Source organism: Pectobacterium atrosepticum, from assembly GCA_019056595.1.
In the GTDB taxonomy this organism is placed as follows: domain Bacteria; phylum Pseudomonadota; class Gammaproteobacteria; order Enterobacterales; family Enterobacteriaceae; genus Pectobacterium; species Pectobacterium atrosepticum.
Map to the genome: position 1 here is coordinate 136,594 of CP036163.1, position 13,809 is coordinate 150,402.

Below are 13,809 nucleotides of genomic sequence, written 5' to 3' on the forward strand. Positions count from 1 at the left end.
GATGTCTTTAATTAGTGTTTCAGGTGCATGGCTGTCCTTTAGCGATGCACCGCTGTTGGATAATACCGAACTCCATATCGAAGAGAATGAACGTGTTTGTCTGGTTGGACGCAATGGCGCAGGTAAATCGACGCTGCTGAAAATTCTGGCCAAAGAAACTCCGCTGGATGATGGCCGCATCATCTATGAACAGGATCTGATTGTTGCACGTCTGCAACAGGATCCACCGCGTGATGTGGCTGGTAGCGTGTTTGATTTTGTTGCTGAAGGGGTTGCCGAGCAGGCGGGCCACCTGAAAAACTATCACTCCATGCTGCGTCTGGTAGAAAACGATCCAAGCGAAAAGAATCTGAACCAGTTAGCTAAGTTGCAGGACGTTCTGGAGCATCAGGGGCTGTGGCAACTGGAGAGCCGCATTCACGAAGTGCTGGAACAGCTTGGCCTGTCCGCTGATGCGCCGCTGGCGTCGCTATCCGGCGGCTGGTTGCGTAAAGCTGCACTCGGCAGAGCGTTAGTGAGTTCACCACGCGTGCTGTTGCTGGATGAACCGACCAACCATCTGGATATTGAGACGATTGACTGGCTGGAAACCTTCTTGAAAACGTTCCAGGGCTGCATCGTCTTTATCTCCCATGACCGTTCCTTTATTCGCAATATGGCGACCCGTATTGTCGACCTCGATCGCGGTAAACTGGTTTCCTGGCCGGGTAACTACGAAAAATATCTGGATGGGAAAGAAGAAGCGCTGCGGGTTGAAGATCTGCAGAATGCAGAGTTCGATCGCAAACTGGCGCAGGAAGAAGTGTGGATCCGTCAGGGTATCAAAGCTCGTCGTACCCGTAATGAAGGGCGCGTGCGGGCATTGAAGGAAATGCGTCAGGATCGTGCGCAGCGTCGTGAGGTGATGGGCTCGGCGAAAATGCAGGTTGAAGAAGCTGCTCGCTCCGGCAAGATTGTGTTTGAGCTGGAAGATGTTAGCTACCAGATTGACAATAAGGTGCTAACGCGCAATTTCTCTGCTCAGGTACAGCGCGGTGACAAGATTGCGCTGGTGGGGCCGAATGGCTGCGGTAAAACCACGCTGCTAAAATTGATGTTGGGTGGGCTGGAACCTATCAGCGGACGTGTGCATTGCGGCACGAAGCTCGAAGTTGCCTATTTCGATCAGCACCGCGCTGAACTTGATCCAGAACGCACAGTGATGGACAACCTAGCGGAAGGCAAGCAGGAAGTGATGGTCAACGGTCGCTCACGTCATGTGTTGGGCTACTTACAGGACTTCCTGTTCCATCCGAAACGTGCGATGACACCGGTAAAAGCGCTGTCGGGTGGGGAGCGTAACCGCCTACTGCTGGCGCGCTTGTTCCTCAAACCTAGTAACCTGTTGATTCTTGATGAACCGACCAACGATCTGGATGTGGAAACGCTGGAACTGCTGGAAGAATTAATCGAAAGTTATCAGGGAACCGTTCTGCTGGTCAGCCATGACCGTCAGTTCGTCGATAATTCGGTGACCGAATGCTGGATCTTCGAAGGCGATGGTAAAATTTCCCGCTTCGTCGGTGGATATTTCGATGCGCAGCAGCAGCGTGCAACGAGAACACCACTGCGAACAACGGCTGCTCCAGAGGTAACGGCGTCAGTGGCGACGGCGAACACCGCACCGTCCGCTAAACGAAATGTCGTGAAATTAAGTTATAACCAGCAGCGTGAGTTAGATCAGTTACCGCCGCGTATTGAGCAACTGGAGCAGGAGATTGAGTCGCTGCAAGCGCAGATGAACGACGCCAATTTCTTCAGCCGTCCACATGACGAAACACAGTCGGTGCTGACTGCACTGGCGGAAGCGGAAGGCGCGCTGGAAATCTGTTTTGCCCGTTGGGAAGAGCTGGAAGCACAGAGAAACGGCTAATCTGCGTTGTTTGTGTTATGTCATCAATACGGGAGGTTAACTCCCGTATTGATAGACGATGTTTTCGGTCAGAAGCTGACGAGTTTGAAGGAGAGGGCGCGTGTGTTCCCATCACGATCGGCATGACGGTAATCTTCAGCGTAAGCATGGCCTTCACGATGAACATGGCCTTGAACACGAACATCATCACCATGATGACTATATGCTTTGCCCGCAGTGTGACCTGCTGGTGGAGTTACCCATACTGTCACACGGACAGAAGGCAACCTGTCCACGTTGTAAAACCGTGCTAACTAGCCGCCAGACCGAACCGCGTAAACGGCCGGTTGGCTACGCGATAAGCGCATTGTTCATGCTATTACTGGCAAATCTATTCCCCTTTGTTTCCATGCGCGTTGCGGGAATCACCAGCGAAATTACCCTGATACAGATTCCTAAAGTGATGGTGGCGGAAAACTACGCCAGCGTCGCGACGCTATTTATGCTTTTTGTTCAACTGGTCCCGGCTTTCAGTATGGCGACCCTTATTTTGCTTTGTTTGCATGCTCAGCTGCCGTTGGCACTGAAAAAAGGCATGGGCAAGATGCTGTTTCATCTTAAAAGTTGGGGAATGGCAGAAATTTTTCTGGCTGGCGTGTTGGTCAGCTTTGTCAAACTCATGGCCTATGGTGACATTGGCATTGGCACCAGTTTTATGCCTTTCGTCCTGTTCTGTCTGCTACAGCTGCTGGCCTTCCAAAGTCTCGATCGCCGCTGGCTGTGGAATGATATTGTGTCGCCACCCGCATTACCGGCAGCACCGGTTTTGGGGAAAAGTGGGCTATCGCAAGGGCTGCGATCGTGTTCGTGCTGCACCGCTATTTTGCCAGCCAACCAGTTAATATGCCCACGCTGCCACTCACGCGGACACGCCCGTAAGAAACACAGCTTGCAATGGACGCTGGCGCTGCTGATCACCTCTGTGATGCTATATATCCCCTCGAATCTCATGCCGATCATGGTGACTGAAGCCTTCGGCGATCGTATGGGATCGACGATTATGTCAGGCGTCATCCTGCTGTGGGGAATGGGATCTTACCCTGTCGCTATGGTGATTTTTATCGCCAGCGTGATGGTGCCGACGCTAAAAATGCTGGCGTTAGGCTGGCTGTGTTGGCAGGCCAATAGCAAAACCAAAAAAACGGAAGACAGCGAGCGGATGCATGTCATCTATGAGATGGTTGAGTTTGTTGGGCGCTGGTCAATGATTGATGTATTCGTTATTGCCGTGCTGTCTGCGATGGTGCGCATTGGTCGTCTGATGAGTATTTATCCCGCCATTGGGGCGGTACTGTTCGCGGGCGTGGTGATTCTCACCATGTTTTCCGCGATGATGTTTGATCCCCGTTTGTTATGGGATCGTCGAGATGATGTTCTTCATAAGGAGTCCTCCGTTGGCGAAAGATAATCATGCCGTTGCGGATGTAGAAACGATTAAACGCTGGTCGCCGGTCTGGATTGTGCCGATTGTCACGGTGCTGATCGGTGCCTGGATACTGTTTTACCATTTTAGTCATCAAGGGCCACAAATTACGCTGATTACCAGCAACGCCGAAGGCATTGAAGCAGGAAAAACCGCAATCAAAAGCCGTAGCGTTGATGTTGGGGTGGTAGAAAGCGTGGTGCTGAGTGATGACCTCCATCGCGTGGAAATCAAAGCGCGCCTGCATGACGGTATGGATAAACTGCTAAAGCAGGATTCCGCTTTCTGGGTGGTGAAGCCGCAGATTGGACGAGAAGGCGTTTCCGGTCTAGGTACGCTGTTATCCGGTGCCTATATCGAACTGCAACCCGGCGCGAATAAGGACGATAAGCGCGAGTTTACGCTGCTGGACGCGCCGCCGCTGGCCTCACCGGATGCGAAAGGCATCAGGGTGATACTCGACAGCGATCAATCCGGGCAGTTGAATGCCGGTGACCCCGTCCTGTTCCGCGGTTATCGGGTGGGGTCGGTGGAAACCAGTGAGTTCGATCCGAAAGCGCGCAAGATGCGCTATCAGCTGTTTATCTCGGCGCCGTATGACGGGTTGGTTACCAGCAACGTCCGTTTCTGGAAAGACAGCGGCGTCGCATTCGATATGTCGGCACAAGGCATGCGTGTCGAAATGGGCTCGCTGACTACGCTGTTCAGCGGTGGCGTAAGCTTTGATATCCCGGCTGGATGGGAACTGGGCGATGCAGCCAAGGCAATGGCACAGTATCGGCTCTTTGATAGCCAGCGCAGTATTCAGGACTCGCTGTACACCGAATATAAAGAGTATTTGCTGTTCTTTAGCGAATCGATCCGTGGTTTACAGGCTGGGGCACCGGTTGAATTCCGCGGTATTCGATTGGGCACGGTTGCCGAAGCGCCATTTTTCCCGAAAAATATGAAGCAGGAACTGGATGGTGATTATCGCATTCCGGTGCTGATTCGTATTGAACCCGATCGGTTCGAGAAGAAAATTGGCGGCTCGTTCGACTTTGAGCAGCATCTGAAGCAGGCTCAATCGTTGGGGCTACGGGCCTCGATGAAGTCGGCTAACCTCCTGACAGGCGCGCTCTATATCGATTTAGATTTTTATCCAAAAGAAAAAGTGGATAAGGCGCTGTTCGTGATGGATGGCTACCCGGTTCTGCCCACCATTGATGGTGGCCTGTCACAGATTCAGCAGAAGCTGATGGCGGTGCTGGATAAGGTGAATAGCCTACCGCTGAATCCGATGGTTAATGAAGCAACGAAGACGCTGACGGAAAGTCAGGCGACGCTGCGCGAAATGCAAAAAACCTTGGCGACGTTGAACAAATTGACGTCCAGCAAAGCGATGCAAGATCTGCCGGAAGATATGCAAAAAACGCTGCTTGAGCTGAATCGGAGTATGAAAGGCTTCCAGCCTGGTTCACCAGCGTATAATAAGATGGTGGCGGATATGCAGCGGTTAGATCAGGTTTTACGGGAACTACAGCCTGTGCTGCGTACCCTGAATGAGAAAAGCAACGCGTTGGTGTTTGAGGCCTCTGGTAGTCAAGATCCTCAGCCTAAGAGGGCAAAATAATGATGAAAGTATGGACGCTAGCTCTGGTGCTGGTATTGAGCGCTTGTAGCAGTAGCAATACGCAGAAAACGTACTACCAGCTACCGACAATAGCAGATACCAGCACGGCGCAAACTGCTGTGACTCAGGGGCGTCCGCTATGGGTTGAGCATGTCAGCGTGGCGGATTATCTCGTCAATACCGGGCTGGTCTATCAGACCAACGATGTACAGTATGTTATTGCCAGTAATAACCTGTGGGCCAGTCCGTTGGATCAGCAATTGCAGCAGGCGCTGGTGGTTAATCTGGGGCATAAACTGCCCGGTTGGATCGTGACCACGCAGCCGCAGGGAAGCGAACAGGCTGTGTTGAACGTTTCTGTCACAGGCTTCCATGGCCGTTATGATGGCAATGTTGTCGTCCGTGGAGAATGGATGCTGACCTATCAGGGAAAAGTGCTTAAGCGCCCCTTTAGCGTGCTGCTGCCACAAACGGAAGATGGTTACGACGCGCTGGTAAGAACGTTGGCGCAAGGCTGGCAGCAGGTTTCCCAGTCGATTGCTCAGCAGGCAGGTACGCTTAACTAAGTTTTACCGCTGGTTGGCATTATCTGATCGTTGTTTGACACAACGACGACGCCAAAGACCAAGTTTCTAAAAATCAGACCTCTAAAGATGTAATGCTGTGATTGCATTGCGTTTTTAGAGGTTTTTTATTATTTTCAATTGGTTAGGATTTTTCATTATTGAACGGGGAAAATTCCTATTTTGGATCACAAATATGACACTGGCGTGAATTTTGCGCCTTGACCTTTGGCGGCAGAATCGGTATTGATAGTTTGTGGTTGCTTATAAAGTAATCATTGTTTTCTTTCCACCAGATAAATGATGAGGGAAATAAGGCATGAAGAGACAGAAACGCGATCGCCTTGAACGGGCTCATTCACGTGGTTATCAAGCAGGTATTGTCGGTAGACCAAAGGAATTTTGTCCTTATCAATCAATTAATGCCCGGTCTTACTGGTTGGGAGGCTGGCGAAAAGCCATGGAGGACAGGGCTGTTACCGCTTAGCGCGCCTTGTCATTAGAGGGAATGCCTCCGCTTTTGCGGAGGCTTTTGTTTTTAAGGGCGAATGTTTTTTAGGAGCCAAATGCTCTGATTCTGCCTCTCTCTGTTCAATCGACACAGAGATCAACTGAAGATTCGATCGACAAACACAATCAATAAATATATGTGTCTCGTATGACGATCCGAGGCTTTGTTGCTTCTGTAACGTCATTTACGTATCTATTTCGATTTCGATCATTTATTGCCATTTATTTATTCGTTACTGCGCGATTTTGTCTTTAGGTTGAGCGAAAAGGGTGGTTTTCCATTATTTTTTGTTAAAAAATCTATCATTACTACCTGAATGGTATGGCTCAAGGCGGCAATGTAGTGTAATTTTTTATTCGGAATTTTCTGAAAAGCAGTTAGAGATTAGAGAGAAGAATATAGTGAAATTACGAACCAGAATTGCACTGCTATGCGGCACGACCTTGTTAGGGATGCTAATTTTATCTGCGGTGGCGCTGAACACACTCTATAACACGATGATGAGTGAACGTACTGGCCAGCTCTCTACGCTGGTTGAACTGGCTCATTCGGCGGCACAGAAGGCGTATGAACTGGAGAAAAGTGGCCAACTGTCACGCGATGAAGCAGAGAAGGAGGCCAAACGGACGATCGGTAGTTTCCATCAGGGCGATCGCTATTTCTTCGTGCGCGGTTATACGAATGACGTGAACTATGTGCACCCGAATCCCAAGCGTATTGGCATCATCGATGCAAATGGCGGTAAAGAAGCCGGAGAACGCTATCGTGCTTCGCTGCAAGGCAATACGATTGGCACGGTGATCGCGGAAGGAACGCGTCCAGGTCAGCAAAATAAGGTTGAGAAGCTCTATGCCGTCATTAAATTTGAGCCGTGGGACTGGACGATTGGCTATGGTGACTACATTGACGATATTCAGCAGACGTTCTGGCACAATGCGCTGATTTTACTGTCTTTAGGACTGGTTCTGCTGTTAATTATTTCCGCGTTTGCAGGGAATATGTTGCGTACGCTGATGCGCCAGCTTGGCGGTGAGCCGCAATATGCGGTTGATGTTGTACGCGAAATCGCAGAAGGCAATTTACGTGTTGACGTTGAAACGAAGTCGGGCGATCAAACCAGTATTCTTTACGCTATCCGTGCGATGCGCGACAACTTGTCGCATCTGGTTAATCAGGTTCGCAGCAGCACAAACTCCATTGCTACGGCTTCAACGCAGATCGCATCGGGTAATGGTGATTTGTCTGCCCGTACCGAATCACAGGCCAGCGCATTAGAACAGACGGCAGCGGCAATGGAACAGCTGACCGCAACGGTGAAACAGAATGCGGATAATGCGCGCTATGCGAATGAACTTGCTGTATCGGCATCGGGTGTAGCGGTGCGCGGTGGGGATGTTGTCAGCCGAGTTGTCGTGACGATGGATTCTATCAGTTCATCATCTCGCAAAATTGTAGATATCATTGGCGTCATTGACAGCATTGCTTTCCAGACGAACATCCTGGCGCTGAATGCGGCGGTGGAAGCCGCGCGTGCTGGTGAACAAGGGCGTGGTTTTGCGGTGGTCGCAAGTGAAGTACGCATGTTGGCGCAGCGTTCGGCATCCGCAGCCCGAGAAATTAAAGGTTTGATTGATGATTCTGTTGCCAAGGTTGAAGAGGGTACGGGTTTCGTGAAGCAGGCTGGCGATACGATGAGTGAGGTGGTTGAAAGCGTGCACCGCGTAACATCCATGGTGGGCGAGATCAGCGTTGCGAGTGCAGAACAGCGCTCTGGTATTGAACAGGTCAATCTCGCGATATCGCAGATGGATCAGAGCACTGAACAGAATGCGGCGTTGGTTGAAGAAGCGCTGGCTGCGGCACACTCGCTGAACGAACAGGCACAAGAGCTGTCACGCACCGTTGAACAGTTCCGTGTGGATGAATCTGCGGGCAGCTATCTGGCGCTGGGTGCAAGATAATCTGCGTAAAATGGCAGGGCTCAGGCATTAATCGAACCCTGCTGATGTTTCTCACCCGTCCCAACACCATAAAAGAAAACGCCCTTAACTTGCGTCAAGGGCGTGTAAATCTCATGGCATGTACATGCCGGAGGATTGACTCGCGGCGTCCTGCCGCTCACCCTTCGGGCCGCCGTTGGCGGTCCAAAACGCCAGTCCTGTCGTTTTGTCGAACCCTGTCAAGACTTCTCACCCGTCCCAAGACTATAAAAGAAAACGCCCTTAACTTGCGTCAAGGGCGTTTTCTTTTATATGGCGGTGAGGAAGGGATTCGAACCCTTGATACGTTTTCACGTATACACACTTTCCAGGCGTGCTCCTTCAGCCTCTCGGACACCTCACCGTGGCCTCGCTGCATGTCTTACCAGCGGACGGCGCTAATGTAGGTAAATTGCCGGACAGCGTCAACAAACTTCTGCATTCAATACGTGTAATTAGCTAAAGTTAACGCAATTTGTTGGTTTGCTCACCGTTTTTGATCTCATCTTCGTCCATTCGTTAGCATTAGTCCAAAACCCCATGTTTCATTTTTGTTAATCATGCGTTATAAGTCCGCTGGCTGGCTGCGGAATACCCCTGAAAATGGTATGCTGACTTGCAAACGTTGACTCAGGAGAACCTATGTATCCCGTCGATTTACATATGCATACCGTTGCCAGTACGCATGCTTACAGTACCCTTCATGATTACATCGTCGAAGCGCAGCAGAAGAATATCCGCCTGTTTGCCATTACCGATCATGGCCCAGATATGGCAGATGCGCCGCATTACTGGCATTTTATGAATATGCGAGTTTGGCCGCGTCTGGTTGATGGTGTCGGCATCCTGCGTGGTATCGAAGCGAATATTAAAAACATTGAAGGCGATATTGACTGCACCGGACCTATGTTGGATCAGGTCGATGTGATTATTGCGGGCTTTCACGAGCCAGTTTTTCCACCGCAGGATAAAGATACGCATACTGCGGCGATGATCGCGACCATGGCGCGTGGTGATGCACATATCATTAGCCACCCCGGTAACCCGAAGTTTCCCGTCGATATCCGCGCAATTGCAGAGGCCGCGGCGAAATATAACGTTGCGCTGGAGCTGAATAACTCTTCTTTCATACATTCACGCCAAGGCAGTGAGCCAAACTGTCGGGCAATTGCTGAAGCCGTTCGTGACGCGGGTGGGTTACTTTCTTTAGGTTCTGATTCCCATATTGCGTTTTCTCTGGGAGACTTTACCCACTGTGAGCGTATTTTGCAGGAAGTGAATTTCCCCCAAGATCGGATATTAAACGTAAGCCCTCGGCGTGTGTTGGATTTCCTCGAACAACGTGGAATGCCTGCTATCGCTGAATTGGCTGATTTGTGACGGTGTCACTTTAAAGTGTTGTCACTTAAAATAAATAGGGTTATGAATGAACGAGTTTTCTATTGTGTGCCGCCTATTGGGCACGCTGTTTTATCGCCAGCCGCAGGATCCTTTGCTGACACCGTTATTTACGCTGATTAAGGAAGGGAAACTGGTACAGCACTGGCCGCTGGATCAGGATGCGTTGCTGGTCCGCTTACAGAAAGGGCTGGATTTACCCGCGATGGCGGCGGATTATCAGGCGCTGTTTGATAGTGAAAATGGTTCGGTTTCACCGCTGCGTTCGTCCTATGAAAGCGATGCTGATGATGCAGAAATTCGTACCTTCCTGCAACAGCGCGGTATGCCGCTAAATGACGGTGCGGTCGGTCATTTTGGTAGCTTGCTGCTCGCGGCGTCATGGTTGGAAGATCAGGCACAAGAAGATGAAACGGCCGCGCAGATTACCCTGTTCGATGAATATATATTACCGTGGAGCGATCGTTTTCTTGGGAAAGTGGAAAGTCACGCTACCACCGCATTTTATCGCACACTGTCGATAGTGTGCCGCGAAGCACTCGAAGCCATGCGGGATGAGCTGGGTGAAAGCGAAGAAGATGAAGATGAGTCTGAAGCAGAAGAGTAATACGCCAAGCCTGCTATGCCGATAGCAAAATAGCCGATAGCAAACATCGCGTATGCTATCGGCGAGTGAGCGTTAGTCAGTAAACAGGATAACGATCTGGCCGGGTTTGATTTCAATGCCTTTCGCCATTTTTTTCGCCATCGATTCCGTTGTGCTCTTATCTGCATTCAATACATAAGCCGGTTTTTGGTCAAAATAGCTTTTCAGTGATTGATTGAGATAAGGGCTTAGCGTTTTCATTACCGTCTGCATTTTTTCCGGTTGTACGGTGTAATCAACGAGTTCCATGTCCTTCAGGTAAATTGCCCCCTGAGCTTTATCAAATACCGGTTGTGCTTTTAGCGTAAGTTTCATATCAGCAGTCTGATTGCCCAGTAGAGACGAAATATCGACCTTCGCATTGCCCGCTAGCGTGATTTTACCAGGTTCTGCCCGACCAATCTGACTGGATAGCTCGGTCAAGACGATATGGGCATCCACCACGCCAGGTACGCCCAACTGTTTCTGGTAATCATTGTGCTTTTGCAGGTACTCATTCACTTCCTGCTCACTGAGCGTGTATTGCGTGAGTTTATTACAGCCGCTGAGTGTAAAGGCAAGCAGCACTGCGGCTACTGCCAGCCATCCTGATTTTTTCATTATTTTGACCTCTTAATGCTATTTATTACGCGCACAATTTATTTATCTGGGCGGTCTATTCATGCAAAAAATAACCATGATCTCGCTTGGGCAGCGTGCGCCCGATGCTCAGGGTAAACAATAGGATAGCACTGAAATGGCAGATAATGCCGCTTCAGAACGAAGCGGCGGAGTAAAACTGAATGGCTAGATTGCCAGACTACTGAGTAGCGTTACCTGAGTTTGCTTTGCCATGTTATCCCGATAGTCTGCAACGCGAGAAGGCGGCGTAACACCCGCAACGATAGACAAAGAGCGAAGCAGCGGGAAGAGATCGAAGTCATCCGTCGACAGGACGCCGTTACAGGCATTCGGCTGAACAATTAGCGGATCGAGATCCTGTAGATCATGGTTCAGTTTCTTAATCAGCCCCTGAGAATGGCTCAGATGGTCAGCAAAATTGCCTAGCTGGGCTTCCTTCTTATTAACAAAGTATTGCCGGGCAGGAGCGGAGGCAAACTCTTCAAAGGCTGCCTGCGCAAAGCGGGGAATAATCAGACGTGGCGTATATTCAGTAACTTTACGTAGCCAAGCGGCGATTGCTGGATTGGTTGAGCCAGTCAACAGCGGCTTACGGTCATAGCTGTCGATGAAATGAACAATGTCCATACTTTCTGGCATGTAGCTGCCGTCATCTTTTTGCAGAATGGGCACCATTTTCTGGCCGATCAGCCGCTCCGGTGTCGCAGCGTCATCGTTCGCCAATATTTGCAGTTCGACAGGGAGGTTTTTCAGGCCGAAGATCATGCGTGCTTTAACGCAGTAGGGGCAGTGATCATAAATGTAGAGCTTCATACGTCGTCTCCTAAATCACAGGTTGTAGACAAAGGCCGCAGCGCGGCCACGTGTGTAACCCATCATCAAACAAGGTAAGTTACGTGAGCGAGAAGACTCGCGACGAAACAATTGTTTGAATGTATTAGGAAAGTATAGAAGGGCTTTACCGACGAGATCAAACTCGTCGGTAAAATTCAGACTAATGACCACCCAGCATCGCGGGTTCGATGCGGCGTTGATTGAACTGCCAATACAGCGCGGCTAACGTCAGAAACCCTATGGTGCCGAGCATGAACCACGGCAGTTCCGGCTGATTTAATGCGTGTCCGGTATCAAATAGCCAGCCGCCGCCGCTGTAGCCAATCGCGCCGCCCAGCGCCAACCCAAGCCGGCTGAAGCCCATATAGCTGCCTCTGGCCCTGGAATCTGCCAGCGAGGCGCTCAAGGTTTCACGTGCAGGTTCAGCGATAATAGAGCCCATGTAAAACAGACTGATAAGCATCAGCAGCGGCCGAAGCTCTGTCGTCATCCCAATTGGGAACATGCTGACGGACATGATGAAAAGCCCCACCATCAAGCGCTGTTCCAACCGGAAACGCTTCTCGCTCCAGCGGGCGATAGGATAAAGCAGCGTCAGCGATAGCACCGCTTCAATGGCATACATCCATTTCACCGCAGACGGCGTTCCGGCGATTTCGTTGACCATAATGGGTAGCATTAACAGAACCTGAACGGCCAACATGTAGTAGCCCGTCAGTGTTAATACGTACATCAGGAAACGGCGGTCGCGAATCACGCGCATCAGCCCTTCTTTGATTGGCGTTCTTACCGTTGAAATACGGTAGGCCGGTAACAGCCAGGCATTAAGCCCTGCTACAAGCACGAAAATGACCGCGCCAACCCAGCAGACAACCTCAAAATCGTACTGAAGCAGCCAACTGCCGAGCAGGGCGCCAATGACGGCACCGGCGCTGTCTTGCATCATCAGTAGTGAATAGAAGCGGCCACGTTCTTGCGGGCGAATCAGCTTGATCACCAGTGCGGTACGCGGCGGATCGAATAACGTGCCACCCAAACCGGACAATGCACAGGACAGCCAGAGCAGCCAAGGCTCGTCAGCAATCGCCATGAAAACAAAACCGGAGGCGCGCAGCAGCATCCCAGTGATAATCATCGGTTTGGCACCAAAGCGGTCAGCGATGGCTCCGCCAAAAATACCCAGACCTTGCTGAATAAATTGACGCAATCCCAATGCGATACCGACTAATAATGCGGCCCAGCCGAGTTGATCGACAAAACGAATGGAAATAAGGGGGAAAACAACGAAGAACCCTAAAACCACCAGCATATTATCTAGTAATAAAAAATATTTACCCAAGCTCCGAGCTTGCGACATCAGAGGCATGTTTCACCACAACGAAGAAAGGAGGAAAATAACAGACGTGACTATTTTGTACTCTAATTCAACTTTGGTATAGCCTATTGTTGGATAATATTTTTTTATCGATTTAACGTTATCCGAGTAGCATTTCAGCGAGAAAAAATGGCTTTCCTGATTCAACTGCGCAATAACTCGGCGACGAGGATTTTACGTCCATGAATTTATGTGGTTATAGTAAGGATTATCGGGAATGCCGATATTTTCTGCTTATGTGAAATAGTCACTTTTTCAGCGCCGATGAATTTTACTTATCGATAACATGGAGAGTAGGGGGCAAAATGTTTGGCTATCGTTCAACGCCGGCAAAAGTGCAATTGACAACCGATAGGCTGGTGGTGCGTCTGGCCCATGAACACGATGCATGGCGTCTGGCTGAATACTATTCTGAAAACCGTGATTTTCTTAAGCCGTGGGAACCCGTGAGAGACGCCAGCCATTGCTATCCATCTGGCTGGCAGGCGCGGCTTAGCGTGATTAACGAAATGCATAAACAGGGCAGCGCTTATTACTTCCTCCTGTTGGATCTGAATGAAAACGAAGTGTGTGGCGTAGCGAATTTCAGTAACGTACTGCGGGGATCGTTCCACGCCTGCTATCTGGGTTACTCTCTCGGCCAGAAATGGCAGGGGCAGGGGCTGATGTACGAAGCATTGCAGTCGGCATTGTGTTACATGCAGCGTCAGCAGCATATGCATCGCATCATGGCTAACTATATGCCGCATAACCAGCGCAGTGGGAACCTATTGACGCGTTTGGGGTTTGAACGTGAAGGCTATGCGAAGGATTATCTGCTAATTGATGGCAAATGGCAGGATCATGTATTAACCGCGTTGACCAACGCCGAGTGGAAGTCTCCGCGTTAAGGAAAA

The 13,809-nt window shown here is 50.2% G+C and carries 12 protein-coding genes, 1 tRNA gene and 1 pseudogene; 9 read left to right on the forward strand and 5 right to left on the reverse strand.

Annotation, left to right across the window (positions count from 1 at the left end; all coding sequences use genetic code 11):
- Position 1: 1 nt before the first annotated feature.
- From DCX48_01190 to pqiC, 4 genes are all read left to right on the forward strand, one after another.
- Positions 2 to 1,912 (forward strand): ABC transporter ATP-binding protein, encoded by a 1,911-nt coding sequence (locus DCX48_01190; GenBank protein QXE13240.1) that lies wholly within the window; start codon positions 2 to 4, stop codon positions 1,910 to 1,912.
- A gap of 100 nt (positions 1,913 to 2,012) precedes the next feature.
- Positions 2,013 to 3,359, forward strand: coding sequence for a membrane integrity-associated transporter subunit PqiA (pqiA, locus tag DCX48_01195; protein QXE13241.1), 1,347 nt, complete (start codon positions 2,013 to 2,015; stop codon positions 3,357 to 3,359).
- The gene (gene pqiB / locus DCX48_01200) at positions 3,346 to 4,986 is read left to right on the forward strand and encodes an intermembrane transport protein PqiB (GenBank protein ID QXE13242.1); all 1,641 of its coding nucleotides are present in this window, start codon (positions 3,346 to 3,348) and stop codon (positions 4,984 to 4,986) included. Before pqiA ends, pqiB begins: the two co-directional genes overlap by 14 nt.
- Complete coding sequence (gene pqiC, locus DCX48_01205; protein ID QXE13243.1) at positions 4,986 to 5,552, forward strand: membrane integrity-associated transporter subunit PqiC; 567 nt, start codon at positions 4,986 to 4,988, stop codon at positions 5,550 to 5,552. Before pqiB ends, pqiC begins: the two co-directional genes overlap by 1 nt.
- 175 nt (positions 5,553 to 5,727) lie before the next feature.
- Here pqiC and DCX48_01210 read toward each other — a convergent pair.
- Positions 5,728 to 5,944, reverse strand: a pseudogene (locus DCX48_01210) (hypothetical protein).
- Here DCX48_01210 and DCX48_01215 point away from each other — a divergent pair.
- Both DCX48_01215 and DCX48_01220 read left to right on the forward strand, forming a co-directional pair.
- Positions 5,869 to 6,036 carry a ribosome modulation factor gene (locus tag DCX48_01215; GenBank protein ID QXE13244.1) on the forward strand — a complete coding sequence of 56 codons (168 nt, stop codon included), beginning with the start codon at positions 5,869 to 5,871 and terminating at the stop codon, positions 6,034 to 6,036. The pseudogene DCX48_01210 and the gene DCX48_01215 sit on opposite strands and share 76 nt — an antisense overlap.
- 425 nt (positions 6,037 to 6,461) lie before the next feature.
- On the forward strand, positions 6,462 to 8,021 hold the full coding sequence (locus DCX48_01220) for a hypothetical protein (GenBank protein QXE13245.1): 1,560 nt from the start codon (positions 6,462 to 6,464) through the stop codon (positions 8,019 to 8,021).
- A 292-nt stretch (positions 8,022 to 8,313) separates the two neighbouring features.
- On the opposite strand, the gene DCX48_01225 is transcribed toward DCX48_01220, so the two are convergent.
- Positions 8,314 to 8,403, reverse strand: a tRNA-Ser gene (locus DCX48_01225).
- Between the two features lie 278 nt (positions 8,404 to 8,681).
- Here DCX48_01225 and DCX48_01230 point away from each other — a divergent pair.
- Together DCX48_01230 and DCX48_01235 are read left to right on the forward strand one after the other, a co-directional pair.
- Complete coding sequence (locus DCX48_01230; GenBank protein ID QXE13246.1) at positions 8,682 to 9,419, forward strand: phosphatase; 738 nt, start codon at positions 8,682 to 8,684, stop codon at positions 9,417 to 9,419.
- Between the two features lie 46 nt (positions 9,420 to 9,465).
- Entirely contained in the window at positions 9,466 to 10,044 is a 579-nt protein-coding gene (locus DCX48_01235; protein QXE13247.1) for a molecular chaperone, read from the forward strand.
- Between the two features lie 72 nt (positions 10,045 to 10,116).
- Here DCX48_01235 and DCX48_01240 read toward each other — a convergent pair whose 3' ends face one another.
- From DCX48_01240 to mdtH, 3 genes are all read right to left on the reverse strand, one after another.
- Positions 10,117 to 10,683, reverse strand: coding sequence for a lipoprotein (locus DCX48_01240; GenBank protein ID QXE13248.1), 567 nt, complete (start codon positions 10,681 to 10,683; stop codon positions 10,117 to 10,119).
- Between the two features lie 186 nt (positions 10,684 to 10,869).
- Complete coding sequence (locus tag DCX48_01245) at positions 10,870 to 11,517, reverse strand: glutaredoxin 2 (GenBank protein QXE13249.1); 648 nt, start codon at positions 11,515 to 11,517, stop codon at positions 10,870 to 10,872.
- Positions 11,518 to 11,698: 181 nt separating this feature from the next.
- Positions 11,699 to 12,904, reverse strand: coding sequence for a multidrug efflux MFS transporter MdtH (mdtH, locus tag DCX48_01250; GenBank protein ID QXE13250.1), 1,206 nt, complete (start codon positions 12,902 to 12,904; stop codon positions 11,699 to 11,701).
- Between the two features lie 314 nt (positions 12,905 to 13,218).
- Here mdtH and DCX48_01255 point away from each other — a divergent pair, with 314 nt between their 5' ends.
- The gene (locus DCX48_01255; protein ID QXE13251.1) at positions 13,219 to 13,803 is read left to right on the forward strand and encodes a 30S ribosomal protein S5 alanine N-acetyltransferase; all 585 of its coding nucleotides are present in this window, start codon (positions 13,219 to 13,221) and stop codon (positions 13,801 to 13,803) included.
- The last annotated feature ends 6 nt before the right edge of the window (positions 13,804 to 13,809 follow it).